At 60.8% G+C, this 23,945-nt stretch carries 20 protein-coding genes; 15 read left to right on the forward strand and 5 right to left on the reverse strand.

Translation table 11 applies throughout. From position 1 onward, the window contains the following. The first annotated feature begins 155 nt into the window (after window positions 1-155). The 13 genes from B0D71_RS04085 (at window position 156) to B0D71_RS04145 (ending at window position 17,935) form a co-directional block, all read left to right on the forward strand. Window positions 156-581 (forward strand): YciI family protein, encoded by a 426-nt coding sequence (locus tag B0D71_RS04085; RefSeq protein ID WP_103393593.1) that lies wholly within the window; start codon window positions 156-158, stop codon window positions 579-581. Between the two features lie 597 nt (window positions 582-1,178). Beyond that, a complete protein-coding gene (locus B0D71_RS04090; protein ID WP_103393594.1) occupies window positions 1,179-2,582 on the forward strand; it encodes a DUF1254 domain-containing protein in 1,404 nt (467 codons plus the stop codon). A gap of 14 nt (window positions 2,583-2,596) precedes the next feature. Beyond that, complete coding sequence (locus B0D71_RS04095; protein WP_103393595.1) at window positions 2,597-3,544, forward strand: SphA family protein; 948 nt, start codon at window positions 2,597-2,599, stop codon at window positions 3,542-3,544. Window positions 3,545-3,552: 8 nt separating this feature from the next. Continuing rightward, entirely contained in the window at window positions 3,553-4,533 is a 981-nt protein-coding gene (locus B0D71_RS04100) for an AAA family ATPase (protein ID WP_103393596.1), read from the forward strand. Beyond that, window positions 4,530-5,465 carry a DUF58 domain-containing protein gene (locus B0D71_RS04105; RefSeq protein ID WP_103393597.1) on the forward strand — a complete coding sequence of 312 codons (936 nt, stop codon included), beginning with the start codon at window positions 4,530-4,532 and terminating at the stop codon, window positions 5,463-5,465. The genes B0D71_RS04100 and B0D71_RS04105 overlap by 4 nt, the downstream gene beginning before the upstream one ends. Then, on the forward strand, window positions 5,462-6,052 hold the full coding sequence (locus tag B0D71_RS04110; RefSeq protein ID WP_103393598.1) for a DUF4381 domain-containing protein: 591 nt from the start codon (window positions 5,462-5,464) through the stop codon (window positions 6,050-6,052). Before B0D71_RS04105 ends, B0D71_RS04110 begins: the two co-directional genes overlap by 4 nt. Next, complete coding sequence (locus tag B0D71_RS04115; protein ID WP_103393599.1) at window positions 6,039-7,031, forward strand: vWA domain-containing protein; 993 nt, start codon at window positions 6,039-6,041, stop codon at window positions 7,029-7,031. The genes B0D71_RS04110 and B0D71_RS04115 overlap by 14 nt, the downstream gene beginning before the upstream one ends. A 1-nt stretch (window position 7,032) precedes the next feature. Continuing rightward, window positions 7,033-8,613: a VWA domain-containing protein gene (locus tag B0D71_RS04120; RefSeq protein WP_103393600.1), complete on the forward strand. Its 1,581-nt coding sequence runs from the start codon at window positions 7,033-7,035 to the stop codon at window positions 8,611-8,613. Next, window positions 8,610-10,037, forward strand: a complete 1,428-nt coding sequence (locus B0D71_RS04125; RefSeq protein ID WP_103393601.1) for a BatD family protein — start codon at window positions 8,610-8,612, stop codon at window positions 10,035-10,037. The genes B0D71_RS04120 and B0D71_RS04125 overlap by 4 nt, the downstream gene beginning before the upstream one ends. Continuing rightward, the gene (locus B0D71_RS04130) at window positions 10,034-11,062 is read left to right on the forward strand and encodes an HAD family hydrolase (RefSeq protein WP_103393602.1); all 1,029 of its coding nucleotides are present in this window, start codon (window positions 10,034-10,036) and stop codon (window positions 11,060-11,062) included. Before B0D71_RS04125 ends, B0D71_RS04130 begins: the two co-directional genes overlap by 4 nt. A 73-nt stretch (window positions 11,063-11,135) precedes the next feature. Then, window positions 11,136-12,710, forward strand: a complete 1,575-nt coding sequence (locus B0D71_RS04135; RefSeq protein WP_103393603.1) for an arylsulfatase — start codon at window positions 11,136-11,138, stop codon at window positions 12,708-12,710. 190 nt (window positions 12,711-12,900) lie between these two features. Further along, entirely contained in the window at window positions 12,901-15,414 is a 2,514-nt protein-coding gene (locus tag B0D71_RS04140) for a fused MFS/spermidine synthase (RefSeq protein WP_103393604.1), read from the forward strand. Between the two features lie 160 nt (window positions 15,415-15,574). After that, window positions 15,575-17,935 carry a tetratricopeptide repeat protein gene (locus tag B0D71_RS04145; protein ID WP_103393605.1) on the forward strand — a complete coding sequence of 787 codons (2,361 nt, stop codon included), beginning with the start codon at window positions 15,575-15,577 and terminating at the stop codon, window positions 17,933-17,935. 116 nt (window positions 17,936-18,051) lie between these two features. On the opposite strand, the gene B0D71_RS04150 is transcribed toward B0D71_RS04145, so the two are convergent. Beyond that, the gene (locus B0D71_RS04150; RefSeq protein WP_103393606.1) at window positions 18,052-19,014 is read right to left on the reverse strand and encodes an IS110 family transposase; all 963 of its coding nucleotides are present in this window, start codon (window positions 19,012-19,014) and stop codon (window positions 18,052-18,054) included. A gap of 301 nt (window positions 19,015-19,315) precedes the next feature. Beyond that, window positions 19,316-19,810: a hypothetical protein gene (locus B0D71_RS04160; protein ID WP_103393607.1), complete on the reverse strand. Its 495-nt coding sequence runs from the start codon at window positions 19,808-19,810 to the stop codon at window positions 19,316-19,318. Window positions 19,811-19,859: 49 nt separating this feature from the next. On the opposite strand from B0D71_RS04160, the gene B0D71_RS32060 reads away from it, so the two are divergent. Then, complete coding sequence (locus tag B0D71_RS32060; protein ID WP_276310315.1) at window positions 19,860-19,982, forward strand: hypothetical protein; 123 nt, start codon at window positions 19,860-19,862, stop codon at window positions 19,980-19,982. Window position 19,983: 1 nt separating this feature from the next. On the opposite strand, the gene B0D71_RS04165 is transcribed toward B0D71_RS32060, so the two are convergent. The 3 genes from B0D71_RS04165 to B0D71_RS04175 all read right to left on the reverse strand — a co-directional run bounded on the left by B0D71_RS04165 (window position 19,984) and on the right by B0D71_RS04175 (window position 22,202). Beyond that, window positions 19,984-20,505 carry a GNAT family N-acetyltransferase gene (locus B0D71_RS04165; RefSeq protein WP_103393608.1) on the reverse strand — a complete coding sequence of 174 codons (522 nt, stop codon included), beginning with the start codon at window positions 20,503-20,505 and terminating at the stop codon, window positions 19,984-19,986. A gap of 207 nt (window positions 20,506-20,712) precedes the next feature. Then, a complete protein-coding gene (locus tag B0D71_RS04170; protein ID WP_103393609.1) occupies window positions 20,713-21,690 on the reverse strand; it encodes a LysR family transcriptional regulator in 978 nt (325 codons plus the stop codon). Window positions 21,691-21,761: 71 nt separating this feature from the next. After that, window positions 21,762-22,202 carry a carboxymuconolactone decarboxylase family protein gene (locus tag B0D71_RS04175; RefSeq protein ID WP_103393610.1) on the reverse strand — a complete coding sequence of 147 codons (441 nt, stop codon included), beginning with the start codon at window positions 22,200-22,202 and terminating at the stop codon, window positions 21,762-21,764. Between the two features lie 205 nt (window positions 22,203-22,407). Here B0D71_RS04175 and pdxR point away from each other — a divergent pair, with 205 nt between their 5' ends. Further along, window positions 22,408-23,841 carry a MocR-like pyridoxine biosynthesis transcription factor PdxR gene (gene pdxR, locus B0D71_RS04180; protein ID WP_103393611.1) on the forward strand — a complete coding sequence of 478 codons (1,434 nt, stop codon included), beginning with the start codon at window positions 22,408-22,410 and terminating at the stop codon, window positions 23,839-23,841. The last annotated feature ends 104 nt before the right edge of the window (window positions 23,842-23,945 follow it).

Raw genomic sequence — 23,945 nt, forward strand, 5'->3', positions numbered from 1 at the left:
ATAAGCCGGCAAGAGATACCGGAGCGTGAACCGGATGTCGAAAATAAATCTACGCTTGGCGCCATCTACAACAGTTTTTGTTGGCAACCCTGTCGATTTGCCTCGCGGCCATTCGACCAGGCAATGAGTCACTCAATAACAACGGAGAGAACACCATGCGATTTATGATCATCATCAAGGCCAGCGCCGATTCCGAAGCCGGCGTGATGCCCAGCCAGGAACTGCTGACTGCCATGGGCAACTACAACGAAGAACTGGTCAAGGCCGGTGTCATGCTCGCAGGCGAAGGCCTGCACCCCAGCAGCAAAGGCGCTCGTGTGAGGTTTTCAGGGGAGCAACGCTCGGTCATCGACGGCCCCTTCATCGAAACCAAGGAACTGATCGCCGGCTTCTGGCTGTGGAAAGTGAAATCCAGGGAAGAAGCCATCGAATGGGTCAAGCGTTGCCCTAACCCGATGCCGGGCACCGAAGCCGTAATCGAGATTCGCCAGGTGTTCGAGGCCGAAGACTTTGGCGCTGAATTCACCCCGGAACTGCGTGAACAGGAAGAACGGGTGTGGGAGCAGGCAAAGAAAAACTGAATCCCCCAGCAGGAGCCTGCTTGCTCGCGAAGACGACGGATCAGCCACCGTCCGCGCTGAATGCAAATCCGCCATCGCGAGCTTGTTCACGCCTGCATCCGAGTTGCGCCAGCCTGCGCTGCATGTTCGCACCGTACAGCAGCTTCAGCCGGCAACCTACTGATCCGTATTAACTTTTTAGTACACGAAAATATCGAGAACCTGCACACAAAACGAAAGAATTAATTCATTCGACTGGCTAACTCATGGTTTGATGCTAACTTCATCTGACGCGTCCTACAGGCTTGATCGGAAAGGGATTACGCAGTAACGGCCTGACAAAAGTGCCGAGTAGCCAATGAGCCACCAGGGAACCGGGGGAATCATGTTGAAAAGAATGGAGATGCACGCCTTGTTTTTGGCGACTCTGCGTGCGCCTGACTTTTATACCCGAACACACCACGACACCCCGTCAAACCTGTCGCCCGCCGCCGAGTATCCGACTGGCACACCCTCCTTTTCCGCGCTCCATTCCCTCCAGATTGAGTGCCCGCAACATTCTCAATGTATTCGCCGAGCTACCGCCGCACTGCCAGCTCAGGCCATAAGGACTTTTCCATGAACGTTGCCTTTCGCGCAGCCGGTTTCAGCCTGATCGCCCTCAGTACCAGCGCCTGGGCCGACTTCACCGCCAGCCCGGAAGAAGCCCGGGCCATTGCCAAGGAGGCTTACCTGTACGGCTTCCCGGTGGTGGAGATGTACAAGACGCTCTACACCCAGGCCGTGGACAAGAAGAGCCCGAACTTCAAGGCGCCGTTCAACCAGATCGGCAACACCGCCAAGGCCTTCACCGCCAAAGACACTGCGTTTGTCACACCGAACGCCGACACGCCCTACTCCTTTGTCTGGATGGATCTGCGCGCCGAGCCACTGGTACTGACTCTGCCACCCATCGAAGAGCATCGTTATTACTCGGTGCAACTGATCGACGCCTATACGCAAAACTTTGCTTACCTGGGCACCCGCAGCACTGGCAACAATGGCGGGCATTTCATGATCGCCGGGCCAGGCTGGCAAGGTCAGCAGCCGCAGAACATCGATCGCCTGCTGCGCAGTGAAAGCAACATCGCCTATGCGCTGTACCGCACGCAGTTGTTTGATGAAAAGGACCTGGCCAACGTCAAGCAGATCCAGAAGGGTTACAAGGTTGAAACCCTGAGCCATTACGTCAAACAGAAAGCGCCGGCTGCCGCAGCGAAGATCGACTGGCCAAAACCCACGCCGACCATGAGCGAAACCCCGGACCTGTTCCGTTACCTGAATTTCATGTTGTCGTTTGCCCCGACCCAGGACGCGGAAAAAGACCTGTTGGCGCGCTTCGCCAAAATCGGAGTCGAGGCCGGCAAGCCTTTCAACGTGGACTCACTCAGCGCCGAGCAGCGCAAACCGCTGGAGGACGGCATCAGCGATGCCAAGGCTGAATTTGCCGAGTTCAAGAAAACCAAAGTCGATACCCACGAGGTCACCAGCGGTGATTTCTTCGGCACCCGCGACCACCTCAAGGGCAATTACCTGTACCGCTATGCCGGCGCCAACATGGGGATTTTCGGCAACTCAGCCGAAGAGGCGGACTACATCGGTTATTTCGTCGACAAGGACGGCAAACCGGTCGATGCCTCGAAAAGCGACTACACCCTGCATTTCGACAAGGGTGCCCTGCCCCCGGCCGATGCGTTCTGGTCTCTGACCCTGTACGACGGCAAGAACAAGCTGCTGGTGGCCAACCCGCTCAATCGCTATCTGATCAACTCGCGCATGCTGCCTGATCTCAAGCTCGATACCGACGGCGGGTTGACCCTGTATATGCAGCACAAGGCCCCAGCCAAAGACTTGCAAAGTAACTGGCTGCCGGCACCAAACGGTCCGTTCTACGGCGTATTGCGCCTGTATTTGCCCAAACCGGAAGTCACCAACGGCGAATGGAAAATGCCGCTGCTGACACCCGTTACCCCACAACAATGAGCGGAGTCAGTCACATGATCAGGCCTTTCGTAGTGCGCCCCCTGTTGGCGCTGTGCATGGTCAGCGTTAGCCCGTTGGTACTGGCCGCCGAGGGTGGTGTCGGACGGCCGATTACCGGCCAGCAAGTATTCTCCAATGCCGGGATCGTGCCCCCGGAGCCGGGTTGGGTCATGTCCCTGACCAGCATCTGGTATGACGGCGATCTCAAGGGCGCCGCCCAGGTTCCGATCGTGGGTGCCCTGAGTACCGGGCTGGACATGAAAGTCTCCTACACCATGGCCAACTTCACCCATGTCTGGGACACCGGCAAGGGTCGCTGGAATTACGCTTCGGCCATCGGTGTGCCGGTGCAGTACACCGACATCACCGCGAGTATCACCGGCCCTCGCGGCAGAACCCTGGGCACCTCGGACACGGGCACCCAGTTCGCCGACATGCTGGTGACGCCAATTGCCGCCGGCTACCACTTCGACGAACTCAACCACCTCTCGTTCTCGCTGCCGATCTACTTGCCCACCGGTGCCTACAACGACGATCGCCTGGCCAACCCCGGGCAGAACGATTACACCTTCATGCCGACCGTGGCATTCACTCATCTGGACGGCAAGGGCGGCGAATTCACGCTGTCGAGCGGCCTGGAGTTCTACACCGAGAACGACGCCACCGATTATCGCAACGGCAACATCTACACCCTCGATGCGCTGTGGACCCACGGCTTTGGCAACGGCTGGAACGCCGGTATCGCAGCCGGTTACATCCAGCAAATCACCGATGACTCTGGGTCCGGCGCCACCAGCGGCTTCCGCGGTCGCTCTGTGGGTGCTGGCCCGACAGTGGGCTGGACCGGCAAGTTCGCCGACGCCCAGGCCAACTTCAATGCACGCTGGGTGCCGGAGTTCGACACCAAGAACCGCCCTGAAGGCAATGGAATCAGCGTCAACATGACCCTGGCGTTTTTCTAGGAGACCGCATGAGCGCACTCAACGACCTCAATGCCCTGCAAGCCAGCATCGCCGAAGCGGTGCTCGGGCAGGATCAGGTGATCCGGCAGATACTCGTCGGTTTGCTGGCCAACGGGCATTTGCTTCTGGAAAGCTTGCCCGGCCTGGCCAAGACCCGCACGGTCAAGGCACTGGCAAAACACCTGGACGCGAAGATGAGCCGCATCCAGTTCACCCCGGACTTGCTGCCGTCGGACATCACCGGCGCCGAGGTGCTGCATCAGGTCGAAGGCAAGAACGAAATCCGTTTCCAGCCCGGCCCGCTGTTCGGCAACCTGATCCTCGCCGACGAAATCAACCGCGCACCGGCCAAGGTTCAGGCGGCGCTGCTCGAAGCCATGGAGGAACGCCAGATCACCGTGGCCGGCAATAGCCACGCATTGCCCGAGTTGTTCATCGTGGTCGCGACCCAGAACCCGATCGAACAGGAAGGCACCTATCCGCTGCCGGAAGCGCAGATGGACCGTTTCCTGATGAAAGTGTTGCTCGATTACCCGAGCGCGGAAAACGAAAGCCAGGTGCTGCGCCTGTTGCGCGAAGAAGAACAGGCACTCGGTGCGAAGACCGCTGCCGTGCAAGGCTTCTCTTTATCCCAGGACGTGGTGTTCGCCGCGCGCCGTGAAGTCAGCACTGTGCACGTTTCCCCGGCCATCGACCGTTACCTGATCGACCTGATCAACGCCACCCGCCACCCAGCCGACTACGACGCCGATCTCGGCCGCTGGATCAGCCTCGGTGCCAGCCCCCGCGGCGGTATCGGTCTGGACCGCTGCGCGCGGGCCGACGCCTGGTTGCAGGGCCAGGATTTCGTTTCGCCGGACAATGTCCGCGCCGTGGTGCACCCGGTGCTGCGCCATCGTCTGCAATTGAGCTACGACGCGGTGGCCGATGGCGTGAGCGCCGATCAGGTGCTCGACCGTCTGCTTGATAAAGTGGCGATTCCCGCGTGAACATCAATGGCCTGGTGTATGTCTCTCTGGCGCAACTGATGGCCCTGGAGTTCAAGGCCCGTGACCTGAGTTTTCTGGCGCGTCAGCCCCAGGGCAGCATCCTGGCCGGTAACCACGCTTCGCGTTTGCGTGGCCGTGGCTTGAATTTCGATGAGCTTCGCCGCTATCAACCGGGGGACGATTTGCGCCACCTCGACTGGCGCGCGTCCCTGCGCACCGGCAAGCCGGTGGTACGCACATTCACCGAGGAGCGCGACCGCCCGGCGCTGATCCTCGTTGACCAGCGCATGTCGATGTTCTTTGGCTCGCAACGCAGCTTCAAATCCGCCGTAGCCGCCGAACTCGGTGCCCTGGCGGCGTGGATGGTATTCAACGCCGGCGACCGCGTCGGTGGACTGGTGTTCAACGATCAACGTATCGACAGCATCGCCCCGCTGCGCAGCCGCAAACGCATCGAAGCGCTGTGCAGCCGCATCGCCCAGCAGAACCAGGCGCTCAATGCCGCTAACCCGGACGCCGAAGGCGAAGACCAACTCGACAAGGTATTGCAACACTGCCTGGCCGTGGCGGGTCACGATCACTTGATCTGTATCGTCAGCGACTTCGCCGGAGCCGGCGAGCGCACCTTGCAATTGATGCGGCAGCTGGCGGCACACAACGACGTGATTGCCATGCAGGTCTATGACCCGTTGGCGCTCAACCTGCCGAAAAACGGCCGTGTACTGATCACCCAAGGGCAATTGCAAGTGGAGCTGGCGGTGGAACGACGCCAGGTGCATCAGCCACTCGGTGATTTTCTCAGCGGCCGGCTCAAGGACGTCGCGACATTACTGCGCCGCAGCCAGGTGCCGCTGATGATGTTCAGCACTGCCACGCAGGCCCACGAACAACTGCGCGCCGAACTGGGCAAGCTCATCGGAGGGCGTCGATGAACCCCAACATCCCGAGCATCGATCAACTCAAGGAAATGCCATTGCCGGTGCCTGTCAGTTATGCGCCGCAAACCTGGGGCTGGTGGGCGTTGCTGGCTCTTTTGATCATCGCACTGGTGGTAACAGGCGCACGGCGATACTGGCAATGGCGGCGCGATCGTTATCGGCGTGAGGCGTTGGTACGTCTGGAGGAATTGCAGCAGCGCAGCAATGACCTGAGCGCGTTGCGCGAACTGCCCGAGCTGCTCAAACGCGTGGCCCTTTCCATGCCCTCCCGACAACACACAAACCCTGTAGGAGCTGGCTTGCCAGCGATAAGGCCTTCACATTCAACATTGATATCGGCCGGCAAACCGCCATCGCTGGCAAGCCAGCGCCTACAGGGGCCGGCGGCGTTAGGAAATGCGGACTGGCAGGCATTTTTGCAGCAGCACAGTAAACAGCCGCTACCCGCCGACTTCAGCCAACAGCTCTCGCTGCTGGCCTACGCCCCCGACGCAACATTGCGGGCCCTGCCCCCTGACCAGCGCCAGCGCCTGTTCAGCACCTGCAAAACCTGGGTGGAGTGTCATCATGTGGCAGCTTGATTACCCCTGGCTGCTGATCCTGCTGCCGCTGCCGTGGTTCGGCTATCGCTACCTGCCCGATTACCGCGAAGCGCGCAGCGCGGTGCGTGTACCGTTTTTTGGGGCGATGAGCCGCGCTGTCGGCCAGGCCCCGAGCCAGGCCGGCACCCGCAGCAACCGCTGGCAACTACTCCTGAACCTGCTGGTCTGGACGCTGTTGCTGGCGGCGGCGAGCCGGCCGGTGTTCGTGGAAAAACCCATTGAACACCAGCAACCGGTGCGCGACCTGATGCTCGCCATCGACATTTCCCAGTCGATGGAAACCACCGATTTCACCGACGCCAACGGCCAGAAAATCAATCGCCTGGCTGCGGTCAAGGAAGTGGTACACGGGTTCATCGACAAGCGTAAAGAAGATCGAATCGGACTGATCGTGTTCGGCACCGGGGCTTATCCGCAGGCGCCGTTGACCCTCGATCACGCCAGCCTGTCGCTGTTGCTGGACGACACCGGCATCGGCATGGCCGGCCCCAACACCGCCATCGGCGACGCCATCGGCTTGAGCCTGAAACTGCTGGATCAGGCCCACGAACAGGAGAAAGTGCTGATCCTGCTCACCGACGGCAACGACACCAGCAGCGCCATCACTCCGGACCACGCTGCCTCCATGGCCGCGGCCAAAGGCGTGGTGATTCACACCATCGGCATTGGCGACCCGAATGCCGAAGGCGAAGCCAAGGTCAACCTGCAAGGCTTGCAGGACATCGCCCAAGCCACGGGTGGACGCTCCTTCCGCGCCGAGGACCGCAGCGCCCTGGATCAGGTCTACAGCACCCTGGACAAGCTCACCCCGCATGAGGTCAAAACCCTCAGCCACCAGCCCAAACGCGACCTGTTCTGGTGGCCGCTGGGCGCTGCCATTGCCCTGCTGGCGATTTATCACCTGGGCGCCCTGTTGCTTCCACGCCTGATGCTCGCGCGCCAACGGCAGGAGGCCTGAAATGGACATCAACCTCAGCGATTTCCATTTCCTGCGTCCCCTGTGGCTACTCGTCGCGATCTTCGGTGCGTTACTGCCGTTGCTGTGGCGACGCAATCAGGACCTGCAACGGCGCTTGCGCAGCAATATCGCCGCGCATCTGCTGCCGCACTTGCTGATCACTCCGCAAGACCAGCAACGCCTGCGTCCGGTGCACCTGGTGTGCGCGCTGCTGGTACTGGGTGCCGTCGCCGCCGCCGGGCCGACCTGGGAACAGGACCGCCCGGACTTTCTGGAAAACCGTGCGCCGCTGATCATTGCCGTCGACCTGTCGCCGTCCATGGACGCCGGCGATGTTCCGCCCAGTCGCCTGGAAGCGGTCAAACACAAGCTCCACGACCTTATCCAGCGCCGTGCCGGTTCGCGCAACGCCTTGATTGCCTACGCCGGCAGCGCGCACCTGGTATTGCCCGCCACTGACGACCCGGCGCTGCTCGACACCTTCATCCAGGCCCTGAGCACCGACCTGATCAGCAAACCGGGGAAAAATGTCAGCGCGGTCATCGTTCAGGCCAAGCGCCTGCTCGCCGCCGAAAAAACACCCGGCACCCTGCTGCTGATCACCGATGGCGCCGACACCTCGGCACTGGCCGGGCTGGACAAACAACTGGCCGACAGTGCGCTGCAAGTGCTGGTATTGGCGGCTGGCAGCACAGACGGCGGGATCATTCGAGATGCCAGTGGTCAGCCGCGCACCGACAGCAACGGTCGCCCGCAAATGGGCAGTTTCGATCAGGATGCCCTCAAGCAGCTCGCATCAACGCTGGATGCCCCGCTGGGCAGCCTGACCCTCAACGATGACGATCTGGACTGGATCGAACTGCACGCCGAGCAACACTTCCAGTCAGCCAGTGACGAGCAGCGCGAATTGCACTGGAAAGACGCCGGGTACTGGCTGTGCTGGCCGCTGCTGTTGATCGCCTTCTTCAGCGTACGCCGGGGCTGGAGTGTGAACTGGATGGCTGGACTGCTGCTGGCGGCAGGCTTGGGCCTGCAACCGGCACCGGCACAGGCCAACGCACTGACCGATGCCTTCTTTACCCGCGACCAGCAAGGCCGCTGGGCCTTCGAGCATCAGCACTTTCCTCAAGCGGCGGCCCTGTTTGTCGACCCCTACTGGAAAGGCGTGGCTGCCTACAACGCGGCCGATTTCGACTTGGCGCTGGCCAGTTTCGCGCGCCTGGACACACCGCAGGCCTATTTCTACCTGGGCAACATCTACGTGCGCCGGTTTAAGTTCGACCAGGCCATCGCGGCCTATCAGCAGGCGCTGAAGTTGCAACCGCAGTTCCCCGAAGCCACGGCCAACCTGGCCTTGGCTATCGCCCTGGAGAAAGACACCGAAAGCGCCGAGAAGAACGCGCCGGAGGTCAAGCCCGACGAAATCAAGATGGACAAGGCGCCTGGTAAAGGCGAAAGCAAAAAGGTGGAAACCCAGCAAGCGGCATCGGATGAGCAGTGGTTGCAGAACCTGACCACATCGCCAGCGAAGTTTCTCAAACAGAAGTTCAGCTTGCAGGATCAGGCGGGGGCCAAGCCATGAGCTGTCTTCAAGACCGAGTCGCCGCCATCGCCGGCAAGCCAGCTCCTACAGGGGATCTGTGGCTCACACAAATCCAGTGTGGGAGCGGGCTTGCTCGCGAAAGGGCCCGACCACTCACCACAACACTCGGCGCCCTGCTCATCGGCCTGATCAGCCTCAACACCTTCGCCGCCGACCCTCAACTGAAAGTCCAGGCCACCCTGCAACCCGCCGACCCCGTCATGGTCGGCAGCCTGGTCGAGTTGCAACTCGATATCTTCACCGACTCCTGGTTCACCAGCGCCCCCACCCTGCCCGACCTGAAACTGCCCGGCGCATTGGTGATGCCACCGGACGGCCATGCCGAACACATCAACCAGACCTTCGACGGCCAATCCTTCAGCGGCATGCGCTACAGCTACCTGATCACCCCGAACCTGGCCCAGGGCTTCGACATTCCGGCACTGACGGTACAAGCCACACCGGGTCAGGCCAGCCACGAACTCAGCGCCCAGAGCCAGCCTTTGCATTTCAACGCCGCGCAACCACCCGGGTTCCAGCCCGGTGAAACGGTACTGGTGGCTCAAGGACTGCGGTTTACCCAGCAGACCGTCAATTCGTCCACGCCATTGAAGGTCGGTGACAGCATCACCCGGGAACTGACCTTGCAGGCCGACGGTGCCCTGGCCATGTCACTGCCGACACCGACGCTGGACGACATCAAAGGCCTGAGCCGATACCCGAAAGCGCCGCAGATCCGCAATCTGGATGACGGTCGCGGCAACTTCAATGGCGGCCAGCGCATCGACAGCGTGACCTACCGCATCAACCAGGAAGGCCACTACAGCCTGCCAGCCGTCGAACTGAAATGGTGGGATGCCAGCAGCCAGAAAACCCGCACGACCACGGTGCCTGCCGTGACCTTCGACGCGGCGGCCAATAGCGCCTACAAGCCGGTGTTTTCCATCACCGAGGACCTGAAAAGACTCGGCCAGCAGAATCGCCTGCACCTTTCCGGGCACTGGTTCGGACTATTGGCACTGGTATTGGCGGTGGTGGTACTGGGCTGGTTCAGTCGCCCGCTCGTGCATCGCGCGCACCTCAATTGGCAGGCCCGACGCCGCGCCCGACACGCCGCCTGGCTTGAGTCCGCCGACTACGCGTGGCGGCAGATCCCGACGCAAATCGAGGGCAAACCGGCACAACTCAGCGCCTTGTACCTGTGGACCCGGCGCAGCCGCCACGGCCTGAAGCTGACGAACCTCAGCCCACGCCTGCAAACGTTCCTGCGCGCCTGTTACGGCCGCGAGCCGACAAAAGATCAGGCACTGCGTCAAATCGGGGAATCCTTGTCTACGCTGCATAGTCAGGCCGCGAGCAACAGAGAATCAGTCTCCTCTGCACTTCATCCGCTCAACCCCGTTCACGAGAAGGACTTCCCATGACGAATTCGATATCGCTACGCCATCATCGCGCATTCGGTTTCCTGCTGACCCTGGCCTTGAGCCTGCCGTTGCTGGTGCAGGCGGCCGAGCCACTGCCCTCCTGGAACGATGGCCCGTCGAAGAAGCAGATCATCGAGTTCGTACAGGCCGTCACCGACCAGAGCAGTAAGGACTTCGTCAAACCCGAAGACCGCATTGCCGTGTTCGATAACGACGGCACCTTGTGGAGCGAGCAGCCGATGTACTTCGAGTTGCTGTTTGCTCTCGAAGAGGTCAAGCGCACCGCGCCGCAGCACCCGGAATGGAAAACCACCCAGCCGTTCCAGGCGGTGCTGGAAAACGATCACAAGGCCCTGGCCGCCACCGGCATGGAAGGCCTGCTGAAAATCGTCGCTGCGACCCACTCCGGCATGAGCACCGAAGCCTTCGAGGACTACGCCAAGACCTGGCTGAGCCAGGCCCGCCATCCGAAAACCGGCAAGCCGTACACCGAGATGATCTTCCAGCCGATGCTGGAAATGCTCGACTACCTGCGCGGCCAGGACTTCAAGACCTACATCGTGTCCGGCGGTGACACCGGGTTCATGCGCGCCTTCGCCGAGAAGGTCTATGGCATCCCGCCCGAGCAGGTTATCGGCACGACCTTCGTGACCACCTTTGATTACAAGGACGGCAAGGCGTCGATCCTGCGCACGCCGAAACTGGCCCACAACGACGATGGCCCGGGCAAACCGGTCAGCATCGACGCGGTGATCGGACGCCGGCCAATCCTCGCCTTCGGCAATTCCGACGGCGACTTGCAAATGCTCCAGTGGACCGCCGCCGGTCCCGGCAAACGCTTCATGGGCCTGGTGCACCACACCGACGCCAAACGCGAATGGGCTTACGACCGACAGTCGCAGATCGGTCGTCTCGACAAGGCCCTGGATGAAGCAAACAAACGTGGCTGGACGGTCGTCGACATGGCGTCCGAATGGCGTCGAATCTATCCGTTCGATGCCGCCACACCTGAGCAAGCGCAATAAAAAGACGTAACGCAGGACCGCAATAAACGTTTGTCGCAGTACGCGACGCAAGTGAGCATAAGGAGCCAGTCAGATGACTCGCATACGCAAGTGGATACCGAAACTCGCCCTGGTGGCGACTACAGTCATGGCGTTTTCGGCAGCCGCCGGGGCCGCTGAAAAGCCAAACATTCTCGTGATCTTCGGCGACGATATCGGCCAGACCAACATCAGCGCCTACTCCATGGGCGTGGTCGGGTACAAGACTCCGAACATCGACCGGATTGCCAAAGAAGGCATGATGTTCACCGATTACTATGCGGAGAACAGCTGCACTGCAGGACGGTCTTCGTTCATCACTGGCCAGACGCCGCTGCGAACCGGCCTGTCCAAAGTGGGCATGCCTGGCGTGCCGGTCGGGCTGCAGGCAAGGGACGTGACCATTGCCCAGGCGCTGAAGGCCCAAGGCTATGCAACGGGTCAATTTGGCAAGAACCACCTGGGGGACAAAGACGAGTATCTGCCCACCAACCACGGCTTCGACGAGTTCTTCGGTAACCTTTACCACCTCAATGCCGAAGAGGAACCAGAGCGTCCCTACTGGCCCAAGGATGATGCCGATTTCGTCAAGGCAGCCTCTCCGCGTGGCGTGATCCACAGTTTTGCCGACGGCAAGATCGAGGACACCGGCGCCCTGACCAAAAAACGCATGGAAACCATTGACGACGAAACCACCGCGGCCGCTCAGGCGTTTATCGAGAAGCAGGCCAAGGCGGACAAACCGTTCTTCGTCTGGATGAACACCACCCGCATGCATGCTTTCACTCACGTGCGTGAATCCATGCAAGGTCAAAGCGGCATGATCGGCAACGAATATGCCGACGGCATGATCGAGCATGACGGCGACGTGGGCAAGTTGCTGAAAACGCTGGATGACCTGAAGCTCACCGACAACACGATCGTGGTCTACACCACCGACAACGGCCCGAACCAATGGTCCTGGCCGGACGCGGCGACTACTCCGTTCCGCAACGAGAAAAACTCCAACTGGGAGGGCGCTTACCGGGTTCCGGCGATGATTCGCTGGCCAGGCAAGGTCAAGCCAGGTGAGGTGTCTACCCAGATGTTCTCCGGGCTGGACTGGTTCCCGACATTGCTGGCCGCAGTTGGCGATACCGACATCAAGGACCGCCTGCTAAAAGGGGCTGACGTTGGCGGCAAGAACTTCAAGGTGCATCTGGACGGTTTCAACCAACTGGACTACTTGACCGGTAAAACCGACAAGAGTGCGCGTAACGAGTTCTACTACTTCAACGATGACGGTGTTCTGGTGGGTATGCGCTTCAACGATTGGAAAATCGTCTTCTGTGAGCAGCGTGCGCCTGGTGGCCTGCAGGTGTGGAGCGAACCATTCGTCTGCCTGCGTGTGCCAAAAATGTTCAACCTGCGCATGGACCCGTACGAGCGTGCCGACGTCGTGTCTGACCAATACTATGATTGGCTGACCAAGAACGACTACCTGATCTTCGACGGTACCCGCAGATCCGCGAAATTCCTGCAGACCTTTGTCGACTATCCGCCGAGCCAACGTCCGGCGAGCTTCAGCATCGACCAGATCCGCGAAGCGGTGGATGCGAAAATCGCAGAAAAAATGAAAACTGCAAAATAAGACCGCTTGACCGCCGCTCGTCTTCACCGGCGAGCGGCACTGTTTTCGACTTGGGACCGTTTCGGCCCTATCGCGGGCAAGCCCGCTCCCACAGGGATTTTGTCGTACCAAAGATCCAGTGTGGGAGCGGGCTTGCCCGCGATGAGGCCAGCACAGTCGCAGTTTTTTTGAATTGCAAAGGCAATCCGCAATGACCTCACGTGTCGCCAGCAAGTCGTCGGCCATACCTGCCTCCCATGTCGCCTCCCCGGCGCTGTTGATCCCCGCCCTGTTACTGTTCGTCTCCGGTGCCGCGGCGCTGGTGTATCAGGTGCTGTGGATCAAGCAACTGTCGCTGGTGGTGGGTGTCGAGGTCTACGCCATCACCACCGGAATCAGTGCGTTCTTCGCCGGGCTGGCCCTGGGCGGCTTGCTGTTCGGGCGCTGGGCGGACCGGATGCAGCAACCGGTGCTCTTGTACGCGGGGCTGGAAGTGTTGGTGGCCGTGCTCGGCGTCGGTGCGACCTTCGCCATGAGCCTGGCGGCCAGCCCGTTTGCCTGGCTGGAAGAACATGTGGGCCTGCTGGCCTGGGTACTGCCATTCGCGCTGGTGGGCATTCCCGCGCTGTTGATGGGCGGTACGTTGCCAGTGCTGGTTCGTTCATTGGCCAGCGACCCACAGCACCTGGGCAAGGCCGGCGGACAGCTTTATGCGGCGAACACTGCCGGGGCCATCGCCGGCACCCTGCTCGCCGCATTTCTGCTGATTGCCACCCTCGGTGTGCGCGGCAGCGCGCTGGCCGCCGCCATGCTCAACCTGCTGGCCGCCGCGGGGGCGTTGTGGTTCCAGCGCCAGCGCGTGGCACCCGTCGATGCCCCAGTGAAACATCACAGTGAAAAAGCCCCCGAGCGCCTGGCCCTGTGGCTGTACTCCATCGCCGGCGGTGTGGCCCTGGGCTACGAAGTGGTGTGGTCGCAATCGATCGTGCAGTTCATGAGTACCCGTACCTATGCCTTCGCCGTGGTGCTGGCGACCTACCTCACCGGGTTGTTTCTGGGCAGCATGCTGCTGGCCCGTCGGGTCGATCGCCTGCGTGATCCCTGGGGTGTGTTCGGCCTGTTGATCGCCGGGGCCGGGATGGTTGCATTGCTGGAAATCGCCTTGCTGGGACGCTGGCTGGTACTCGCCCAGTCAATGGCCGAATCCTGGGTACTGGCATGGGGCGGCAGTGAACTGGCAGGCATGAGCACACGATTTGCCGTGGCCGCCTTGAGCATCGTGTTTGTACCGACCCTGCTGCTGGGCGCGGCATTTCCATTGGCCCTGCGCTTGAGCGTCGGCGGCGAACAGGTAGGGCGCAACGTCGGCGAAGTCGTCGCATTCAATACCCTTGGCGGGATTATCGGCGTGATGCTCTGCGGCTTTGTCCTGATCCCGATGCTGGGCCTGGTACGGACCCTGGGTCTGCTGGCGATAATCGCCGCCGGGATTGCCTACCTCGCCGTGCGCAAGGGCCATGGCGTGAGGAAAGGCCGGCGCCAGGTGGTGGTTGCCATCGGCCTGGTGTCGCTGGCACTCGCCCTGTTCACCCCGATCAACAAGCTCGCCAACCTGCTGCCGGGGGCGCGCAATGGCACACTGACGTTCTACGAAGAAGGCCGTGGCGGCACCGTCGCCGTGGTCTCCCAGGGCAAGGGCGAAAGAGCGTTCCAGCGCCTGTACATTCAAGGCGTGTCCAATACCGGCGATGCCATGCCGTCCCTGCGCTACATGCGAATTCAGGCGTTGCTGCCCCTGTTGATCCACAACGGTGAGCCGCGCTCGGCGCTGGTGATCGGTTTCGGAACCGGCATCACCGCTGGCGCCCTGACCCGCTACCCCGGCCTGGAACACCGCGTGGTCGCCGAACTGCTGCCTTCGGTGGTCAAGGCGGCGCCATTGTTCAAGGGCAACTTCAACGCCGGCTCCGATCCCGGTGTCGATGTCCGGCTGCGCGATGGCCGCCAGGAACTGCTGCGCAATCCGCAGCGCTATGACCTGATTACCCTCGAACCGCCACCGCCCTCCGCTGCCGGCGTGGTCAACCTGTATTCCCGGGACTTTTATCAACTGGCCGCCAGCCGCTTGCAGAAACAGGGCCTGGTCGCCCAATGGCTGCCGCTGCCGACGCAGAACATCGACGACTCGCGCTCACTGGTACGCAGCTTCCTGGACGTGTTCCCTTACGCGACCCTGTGGACCAGCGAGTTCCACGAGATGCTGCTGGTAGGTTCGATGGAGCCGATCGAGCTGGATGCGGCGAAGATCAACACGCGCTTCCAGCAGGACAGTGTTCGCAGCACCTTGCAGGATGTGGGGGTTGGTTCGGCCACAGCATTGCTCGCCACCTGGGTGACTGACCGTGCAGGGCTGGAACGCTTCGCCGCCGACGCGCAACCGGTGACTGACGATCAACCGCGCATCGAGTACGCACCCTGGGTTCGCTCAAAAGAGATCAGTCGTGTGCTCCCGGCCCTGCTGGACCTGTATCAGCCGCCCGCCCTGCTCAATGCCGATGTCGGGTTCACCGAGCGCATGAGCGTCCACCAGCAACGCCTGATGCAGTTCTATCGGGCCAGCCTGCATGCGTACGATGGCGACCGTGATGCCTGGGCCAGGGATATTCGCGAGGTGATGCGCGGGGATGCGGGGAATCCGTATTACCGGTGGTTTGTCGGGGAGTGATGCAGCGCCCTGGCGGCCGCCTTCGCGAGCAGGCTCGCTCCCACAAAGTTCGGTGTCGAACACAGCATTTGCCATTTGACACAAACCGGCCATCCGGCAAAGCTGCACCGAGCTTCAACGCGCGCCGCAAGGCAATCGCACCTGGACCATGGAAGTCGTAATGCCGAAACATAAAAATAAAGCTGCAACCCCAAACCCTGATTCGCAACCGACCCTGATCAACCGTTATCTGTTCCCTGTCACCATCGGCATCTTGCTGCTCGCTGTGGCGGGTATTGGCTGGTTTTTGCTGAGCAGCACACCCACGCCGCTCAAGCCTGTCCCTGTCAGCGCCCCTGTGGTTGAACCGGCCAAGCCGCAACCGGTCGCTGTCGCGCCGGCGAAAATGGTCGACGAGCAACAATGCCAGGGTTGCCACGGCGAACAGGTCAAGGACTGGCAAGGCTCCCATCACCAATTGGCGATGCAGCCAGCCAACGCCGACACCCTGCTCGGCGACTTCAACAATGTCACCTTCAAGGCTGAAAAAGAGACCACCGTGTTCTCGCGCAAAGGCGACGAATTCTGGGTCAATACCCCGGGCATCGACGGCAAGAACGCCGACTTCAAGGTGGCCTATGCCTTTGGCATCGCCCCCTTGCAGCAATACCTGATCGAGGTCGGCGAAGGCCGCTTGCAAGCCCTTGGCATCGCCTGGGATACCGAGAAGCACCGCTGGTTTCACCTGTATCCGGGCCAGGGTGTGAACTTCAAGAACCCGCTGCACTGGAGCAAACCGAGCCAGAACGCCAACTTCATGTGCGTCGAGTGCCACACCACCGGTTTCAAACGCAATTTCGATGCGGCAAAAAACACCTTCGACAGCCACTGGAACAGCCTCGGTGTCGGCTGTCAGGCCTGCCACGGTCCGGCATCCAATCACCTGGAATGGACGGCAAAGAAAACCGACCTGATCCATGCCGGCTTTGCCGTCGACCTCAAGGACAAGAACGCCACCGGTGAAATCGAGACCTGCGCCCGCTGCCACTCGCGCCGCGCACCGCTGGACGACGGTTTTACGGTCGGCAAGCGCCTGATGGACGACTACCTGCCGAGTGTCCTGACCCGCGAGCTGTACGCGCTGGATGGCAAGATCAAGGACGAAGTGTTCGAACACGGCTCCTTTGCCCAGAGCAAAATGTTCGACAAGGGCGTGCGTTGCAGCAATTGCCACAACCCCCACAGCACGCAGTTGAAAGCGCCAGGCAACGGCGTCTGCCTGCAATGCCACAACACCGCCGGCAAAACCACCGTGGAAGGTGTCGACGGCAAGGGCCTGCAAGCGAAAAACTACGATTCCATCGAACACACTCGCCACACCATGGGCCAGCCGGGTTCGCAGTGCGTGGATTGCCACATGCCCGGCAAGTTCTACATGGGCAACGACTTCCGGCATGACCACAGCTTCAGCATCCCCAACCCCGAGCGGGCGAAAAAGCTGGGGACGCCGGACGCTTGCCTGACCTGTCACCAGGGCAAAGCCGGCGACAAGGTCACCGAACAGTTCAAACTGTGGAACAGCGCCAACGCCAGCGCGCTCCAGGCCCCTCGCTACGACGAAAGCCTGTGGCTGATTCGCAACGGTCAGGCCGGTGCTGCCGAGGCCTTGTTCGAGCAACTGCAACGCAGCAATCTGCCAGCGATTCAACGGGCGACGCTGCTGGCCGAGCTGCCGGCGTACCCGAGCGAACAGGCGTTGAAACTCGCGACCAAGGACCTCAACAACCCGGCGCCGCAAGTCCGTGAGAGCGCCATCCGCGCGATCAGTGCATTCCTGCCGCCACCGGAGCGTGCTCCGCTGCTGACCCCCTTGTTGAATGACCCAGTGAGAGCCGTGCGCATCGCCGCCGCCAGGGACTTGCTCAGTGTGGCGCGCACCGGCCTGGGCACGGCTCAGGACAGCTGGAATAGCGCCATCGCCGAATACGAGACGGTCCAGAAAAACCTGCTCGAACGCGCCGAAGCGAACCTCAACCTGGCGATGCTGTATCAGGCCAGCGGGCGCAATGCTGAAGTCGAAGGATTGCTGCGCACGGCCCTGCAGCGCGATCCGGACTTCTACCCGGCGCTGGTCACCCTGGTGCAGTGGCTGGAGGCCAACGGTCGCAGTCAGGAAGGCCATGCCCTGCTCGCGCAAAGCCTCAAGGATCATCCCGACTCAGGCCTGCTGCAACACACCCAGGGACTGGCGCTGATTCGTGCGGGCCAGGCGGCTCAAGCCATGCCGTACCTGCGCAAGGCCGCGCAACTGGAACCGCAGAGCGGGCAGTTCGGCTATGTGCTGGCGGTGGCTCTGCATGACAGTGGAAAAATTGATGAGGCGTGCGAGGAACTGGAGCGCCTGTTGAAGGTGCAACCGGCCAACCGCAATGCCCGCTTGTCGTTGATGCAGTACTACCTGGACAACGGGCACGAACCCAAGGCGCAAGTGCTGTTGCAAGGCTGGAAGAAAATGAACATGGGGGATCCGGCGTTGAAATGATGCGGGGCTAGAAGGGCTGTCTGACCTGCGTTCTGTATTGGCATTAGTGACGTATTCGCGAGCAGGCTCGCTCCCACATTGGATCCGGATACACCAGAGATCACCTGTGGGAGATTCTATGTTTGGGGGGAACCCCCAAGCATAGAATTAGGCTTGTATTCACTTTGGTTTTTCATCAACGCGAACATCACTCTGGCCAGCTTGCGTGCCAGGATAACCAAGGCTTGAGTACCTTTTAGGCCTCTGGCCAGATAACTCTCGTAGTACGGTTTCCAGATCGGCGAACGGCTGGCGGCCATGGCGCTGTTGTGAAACAGGCGCCGGAACTCCGAGTCTCCTCGCTTGGAGAGTCGACGCCTTTGATCCTTTTGTCCTGACTGCCTCACCCGCGGATCCATGCCGAGGAAGGCCACGTATTCGTCGCTGTTAGCAAATTTTCCACGCAAAAACGCTGTGGCCGCTGCTGTGGCTGTCAGGAGCCCGACACCCTCGACGGCCTGGCAGCGCTTCACCTGATCCTGCATCCCGGCGTCCTCAGCAATCTCCTTGAGTGTTTTCTGAATCGTTTTTTCGAACTGGGCAATGGCGGCCAGAAGCTGCTTGAACTGTTCTTTGAGCAGGGGTTCGTTTTTCCAGCTTTGCTTGAGTGCGACACAGCCCCGGACCAACTGAGCCCGGCGACGAAGCAGGCTTTTGAGTTGGGTGTAAGCCTTCGGCGGAGGACTCCAGATCCTCAGTCTGTCGGACTCCCTGCTCAAGTAACGCGCCAGCAGTTCGGCATCCAAGGCATCTGTTTTCGCCCTCATGCCTATTCCGTCGCGGTATTTGTTGAGGCGACAGCCATCGATGACATAAACGTCATGGCCCATTTCATGGGCTATTTCCGTTGTATCAAGGTGATAGATATTGGTCGCTTCAAGCGCGATAGCGCTGTTCGCAGGTAGCGTCTTGAGCCATTGCTTCAGGGCTGATCGCTTGTTCGCGACATTTCGGGTTCGTTCCAGGTCGGATCGATAGATAACAATCTCGTCCTTCGCCACATCCACACCAACGACCACCTGAGAATCAAGGATTGTCATGGCCCACCCTCCGAGCTAGGGTTTAAAGACTTGTTGGGGTTCACCGTTGCGCTGGCTTGTTTCTATCGTCGGTCCGAGCCGATGCATTCCTTATCGGCGCATTAGGTGAAGGGGTGGGACGAAGTCTCCCACGGTCTGTACTGGTCAGAGTCAGATGACGAGCTTTAGTCCCACCCACCCCTTCAAGTCTAAACATACAAGCGAGCCTGCTCGCGATGAGGCCGGTACATTCAACATCAGTGTCGCCTGACTATCGGCCTTCGTCGAAACGCCGCCCGGAGCAAACCCGCTCCTACAGGTGTCAGGCACGATCCCGGGGAATCAAGACCTGCAACTGCTGCGCCAGAAAACTCGCATCGAACGGGAACACATCCGGGTCCTTCAACCCATTGGTCTTGCGCCATTGCCAGCTGTTGAAAGGGGGTTGGCAAACCAGCGAGACACTGCCGAAACGCGCGGCGGTCAATCCCATCACCGCCAATGAAATCTGCCCACCCGCCCCCATCACTTCCGGGACAAACTCCACCGGTTTGCCGGCAATCACAATGGACAGCTTCTCGGTCTTGAATGTCGAAGTCTCCACAGGAATGCTGGGGCCCGAGGCGACATATGCCTCGCGATTCACCACCAGCAAATTCGGCGCCTGCACAGGCTCCAGCCATTGCCCGATCTGATCGAACAGCTCACTGATACGCACCTCCCAATTAGCCGACTGGGATTCAAACAGTTGCTTCTTGTGCGCTTCGCTTTCTGCGTAGTGGCGCAGCATTTCACCCAGTTGTTGTACGTCGTCCATTGCAGTGTTCCTTTGGTTGGCGCGGTGCTACGGACATTGAGCATGGCAGATGCGTGATGCCGGTGTGCGACTAACAGCCAGGAGGTACGTGGGCGCGCCTCGGGCCGGAGCGTTGCTCGGCACCACCGAGCTGCATGCGCAGGCTGCGGTGGCGTTCGCCCTGGGCGAGTGACTCAACCGGCCTTGGGCGGGCGACGCAGGCGCGCCATGCTCAAGGTGTCCACCAGTACGCCGTCACGCACGGCGTAATCACGCAACAAGCCCTCGGTCTCGAAGCCGAACTTGCGATACAGCGCAATGGCCGCTTCGTTATCGGCATACACCGAAAGCTCGACGCGTTGCAGGTTCATCCAGTTGTCGGCGATATCCAGCGCCGTCGCGAGCAGCTTCGAGCCCACGCCCTTGCCCTGCCACTCGACCGCAACGCCCATGCCGAAACTGCCGGCATGGCTGCGACGAATGCGTGAGAACTGCTCCAGGCCAATGTTGCCGATGACCGTGCCTTGATGCAGGGCCACCACTTTCACCAGTCGCTCGTTATCCAGCGCCAGGCGACTGCGCCAGAGCTCGGTGGACTGAAACGGCATTTGCAGGGTCTGCCGGGCGATTGCCGGATCGTTGTACAGCGCCGTGATGCCTTCGATATGGGATTCGTTGAAGCGTTCGAGGGTGATGACGGGGTCGGTTGTCGGCATGGGTGAATCATCCTTGAAGCAGACATGGCCGTTCACTGTATCCCGAACGAAACCTTTGTGGCGAGGGGGCTTGTCGGAATGCCGCACCACCCCGTTCGGCTGCGAAGCAGACGCAATCGGTTTTCAAATAGTTTGTCGGGGGTTGCTTCGCAACCCAACGGGGGCAAGCCCCCTCGCCACAAGGACTGCAGTCCATTCAAGCTATCTTCATTCGAACCACTCACGGCGCTCGCTGAAGGTGTTTTCAATCAACTCGACGATCATCCCTACCTGCGCGTTGTCCCTGGAATCGGCGTTGACCGCCATCCACACCTGACGCCGCATCGGCTGGCCAAACAACCCCGGCAAGGCGACCAGCCCGCGGTCGAAGTGGCTCATGTAGTGCGGCAGCAGGCCGATGCAGGCACTGCAACGGATCATCTCCAGCATCAGCTCCCAGGATTGCAGCTGCACCGCGCCGGCCAGGCGCTGATCCACCAATGCATTCCATGGCCGGAAGCTTTCAACCTGGCAATCCTGCCGCCATTGCACCAGGAGAAAATCGGCCAGGTCATCCAGGCTTTCCGGCCTGGCAGCCACCCGCGAGTAGCGCTTGGCAATGTGCGGCAGGTAATCCAGTTGCGCCAGGCGCCGGGGTTCGGCGGTGGCGAAGCTCGGCCCCGGCAACGGCGATTCGATCTCACCCAGCCACACCACCACGTCGGCGCTGACCGCCTGCAATGACAATTCACTGTCGAGCGTGATGATGTCCAGTCGCACGCTGGCGTTGCGCCGCAGCAGCGCCACCAGGTCACGTCCGAGAATGTCATGCAGGATGGAATCCGCCACGGCCAACCGAATCAGCGGCTGCTCGATCACCGGCAAATCACGCTCATGGGCCAGGGCGATCAATTGTGCGTGGAGCCGCAAGCCATCGCGGCTGAGGCTCAAACCATTGTCGGCCGGGTTGAACAGCGAACACTTCAGTTGCGTTTCCAGCAGCGCCAGTTGCCGGCGCAGGCGGGTGGCCTTGATGTTGAGGCTGCGGGCGGCCTGCATGAAGCAACCGCAACGGGCACTGGCGGTGAAACACAGCGCCAGTTCGGGGTCGATTGCCGCCGCCATCTGGCGCCAGGACGCGTTTTTATCGATGGCTACACGATACTCGGTAGCCCCTTGGTGAGCGCTGGTTTGCATGACTGACATCGCGGACTCCCTGTCGACCAGACTGACAGTTCCATCCTGCGCATCGTTCATGAACCTGATATGACAATGGCTCAGGCGCTGGGCGTTTGCCGAAAGCTCACGGCCAGGCGATTCCAGCTGTTGATGGTGGTGACGGCGATCGTCAGGTCGACCATTTCGCTGTCACTGAACTGCTCACGGGCTTGGGCGTAGACATCGTCCGGCACGTGGCTTTCGGCGAGCAAGGTGACCGCCTCGGTCCAGGCCAGCGCGGCTCTTTCCCGCGGATTGAAAAAGTTGCTGTCGCGCCAGACCACAATGGAATACAGACGCCGGTCGCGTTCCCCCAGGCGCCTTGCATCCACCGAGTGCATGTCGGTGCAAAAGGCACAGCCATTGAGCTGGGAAGCACGAATCTTGATCAGGTGCAGCAGGCCCTGCTCGATGCTCAAGCTGCTGGTCAGGGCCTCCATGGCGATCATGGCTTTCATCGCTTTGGGGGACGCGCTGTAGTAATCCAGGCGGGGGGTCATGGAGCGATCTCGTGCAGCTGTGATGTGATTCTTACGGTAATCGCTCGCGCGAAGGCAGGACAGATCCAATTACGCGATTTCCCCGTGGACCACCGTCGCCAGACCAATTGACGGTTTTTCCACTGCACAACTTCTGCACGACAAGCGGATAGGGGTAATCTTGCGCGACGCACACGCGCCTCAACATTCCCGGAGCCTCGCCGGTATGGAACTACATGTTGTCATCAACGGCCGCAAGGACCTCGCGGGTCAGTTGTACAACCAACTGCGCAGCGCCATCGAATCAGGCCGCCTGGCCGCCGGGACACAACTGCCGCCTAGCCGTTTGCTGGCCGAACAATTGGGTATTTCGCGCAAGACCATTTCCGATACCTACGCCCAGCTGACCTATGAAAACTTCCTCACCGGGGTGGTCGGTAAAGGCACTTACGTCAACGCGCGCTCGTCGAAGGTGTTGCGCAAACAAAGCCATAACGAGCTTGCCGGTTTCGACGTGATCGAGTCCTGGCGCAACCTGCCGGTGTTCCTGCGCCATCCGACCCTGGAAGGCTCGCTGCGCTACGACTTCATTGGCGGCGCCACCAGTAAGGGCCAGTTCCCCCAGGATGACTGGCGGCGCTGCACCTCTCACGCGCTGCGCCAGATTGCCGGTTCCAAGGGTTACTACAGCCTGCCCGAGGGCTTGCCGGCACTGCGCAATGCCATTGCGCGGCACATCGCGTTCTCCCGCGGGGTCAATTGTCAGGATGAGGATGTAGTGGTGTGCAACGGTGCACAGCAGGCGCTGGACCTGATTGCCAGGGTGCTGATCAGCCCGGGCAGCCTGGTCGCCATGGAAGACCCCGGTTACCCGCCGGCGCGACTGCTGTTCGGCACCCATGGCGCCACGGTGATTGGCGTGCCGGTGGACGCTGAAGGCATTGTGGTGGACAAGATTCCTCGCGGCACACGGCTAATCTACGTCACCCCTTCGCACCAGTTTCCGCTTGGCATAGCCATGAGTCAGGCGCGCCGTGTCGCGTTGCTGGCCAAGGCCCATGAGTTGGGCGCGATCATTATCGAGGACGACTATGACAGCGAATTTCGCTATGAAGGCCGCCCCACCGATTCCCTGCAAAGCATGGACGAACGGGGAATCGTCGCTTACGTCGGGACCTTTTCCAAAACCCTGCTGCCGGAACTGCGGCTCGGCTATGCGATTCTGCCGCCAGCGATCCTGGAGGCCGTGGTGCGCGCCAAACAGCTCACCGACCTGCACACCTCGACTCTGCCGCAATGGGCGCTGGCCAAGTTCATCGCCGAAGGCTGCCTGCTCAAGCACATCCGGCGTTGCCATACGATCTATGCCGGACGCCGCGAGCGCATCCTGACGCGCATGGCCGGCGACCTCTCGCCCTGGTTTGAGGCGGTGCCGTCCACTGCCGGATTCCACATGGTGGTGATGTGCAAAGTGCCGATGGATATTCCATTAGTGATCGAACTGGCGAAAAAAGTCGAAGTCGGACTCTATGCCATCGACAGCTTTTTCTATCAGCAAGTGCCCAAGGCTGGGCTTTTCCTTGGTTTTGGCGCCATCGAAACCCTCGACATCGACACCGCCCTGGACCGTTTGCGCGACATTTTGCAGCAGGTAGCCTGACGGATTGGCCTGCGACTTTATCCGGCGATTGGCTATTGGCGGTCCCCAGGGGCAGGCCTATCCTGCAAAGGCGTTATCCCTCAATGAGCAGGATTCGTCCGGCC

Source organism: Pseudomonas laurylsulfativorans, from assembly GCF_002906155.1.
Classification (GTDB): Bacteria; Pseudomonadota; Gammaproteobacteria; order Pseudomonadales; family Pseudomonadaceae; genus Aquipseudomonas; species Aquipseudomonas laurylsulfativorans.

Excerpts from the sequence above, each read along its gene's own strand:
- B0D71_RS04085 (WP_103393593.1), top strand. The coding sequence starts at position 156 with ATGCGATTTATGATCATCATCAAGGCCAGCGCCGATTCCGAAGCCGGC.
- B0D71_RS04090 (WP_103393594.1), top strand. The coding sequence starts at position 1,179 with ATGAACGTTGCCTTTCGCGCAGCCGGTTTCAGCCTGATCGCCCTCAGT.
- B0D71_RS04095 (WP_103393595.1), top strand. The coding sequence starts at position 2,597 with ATGATCAGGCCTTTCGTAGTGCGCCCCCTGTTGGCGCTGTGCATGGTC.
- B0D71_RS04100 (WP_103393596.1), top strand. The coding sequence starts at position 3,553 with ATGAGCGCACTCAACGACCTCAATGCCCTGCAAGCCAGCATCGCCGAA.
- B0D71_RS04110 (WP_103393598.1), top strand. The coding sequence starts at position 5,462 with ATGAACCCCAACATCCCGAGCATCGATCAACTCAAGGAAATGCCATTG.
- B0D71_RS04115 (WP_103393599.1), top strand. The coding sequence starts at position 6,039 with ATGTGGCAGCTTGATTACCCCTGGCTGCTGATCCTGCTGCCGCTGCCG.
- B0D71_RS04120 (WP_103393600.1), top strand. The coding sequence starts at position 7,033 with ATGGACATCAACCTCAGCGATTTCCATTTCCTGCGTCCCCTGTGGCTA.
- B0D71_RS04125 (WP_103393601.1), top strand. The coding sequence starts at position 8,610 with ATGAGCTGTCTTCAAGACCGAGTCGCCGCCATCGCCGGCAAGCCAGCT.
- B0D71_RS04130 (WP_103393602.1), top strand. The coding sequence starts at position 10,034 with ATGACGAATTCGATATCGCTACGCCATCATCGCGCATTCGGTTTCCTG.
- B0D71_RS04135 (WP_103393603.1), top strand. The coding sequence starts at position 11,136 with ATGACTCGCATACGCAAGTGGATACCGAAACTCGCCCTGGTGGCGACT.
- B0D71_RS04140 (WP_103393604.1), top strand. The coding sequence starts at position 12,901 with ATGACCTCACGTGTCGCCAGCAAGTCGTCGGCCATACCTGCCTCCCAT.
- B0D71_RS04145 (WP_103393605.1), top strand. The coding sequence starts at position 15,575 with ATGCCGAAACATAAAAATAAAGCTGCAACCCCAAACCCTGATTCGCAA.
- B0D71_RS04150 (WP_103393606.1), bottom strand. The coding sequence starts at position 19,014 with ATGACAATCCTTGATTCTCAGGTGGTCGTTGGTGTGGATGTGGCGAAG.
- B0D71_RS04160 (WP_103393607.1), bottom strand. The coding sequence starts at position 19,810 with ATGGACGACGTACAACAACTGGGTGAAATGCTGCGCCACTACGCAGAA.
- B0D71_RS32060 (WP_276310315.1), top strand. The coding sequence starts at position 19,860 with ATGCGTGATGCCGGTGTGCGACTAACAGCCAGGAGGTACGTGGGCGCG.
- B0D71_RS04165 (WP_103393608.1), bottom strand. The coding sequence starts at position 20,505 with ATGCCGACAACCGACCCCGTCATCACCCTCGAACGCTTCAACGAATCC.
- B0D71_RS04170 (WP_103393609.1), bottom strand. The coding sequence starts at position 21,690 with ATGTCAGTCATGCAAACCAGCGCTCACCAAGGGGCTACCGAGTATCGT.
- B0D71_RS04175 (WP_103393610.1), bottom strand. The coding sequence starts at position 22,202 with ATGACCCCCCGCCTGGATTACTACAGCGCGTCCCCCAAAGCGATGAAA.
- pdxR (WP_103393611.1), top strand. The coding sequence starts at position 22,408 with ATGGAACTACATGTTGTCATCAACGGCCGCAAGGACCTCGCGGGTCAG.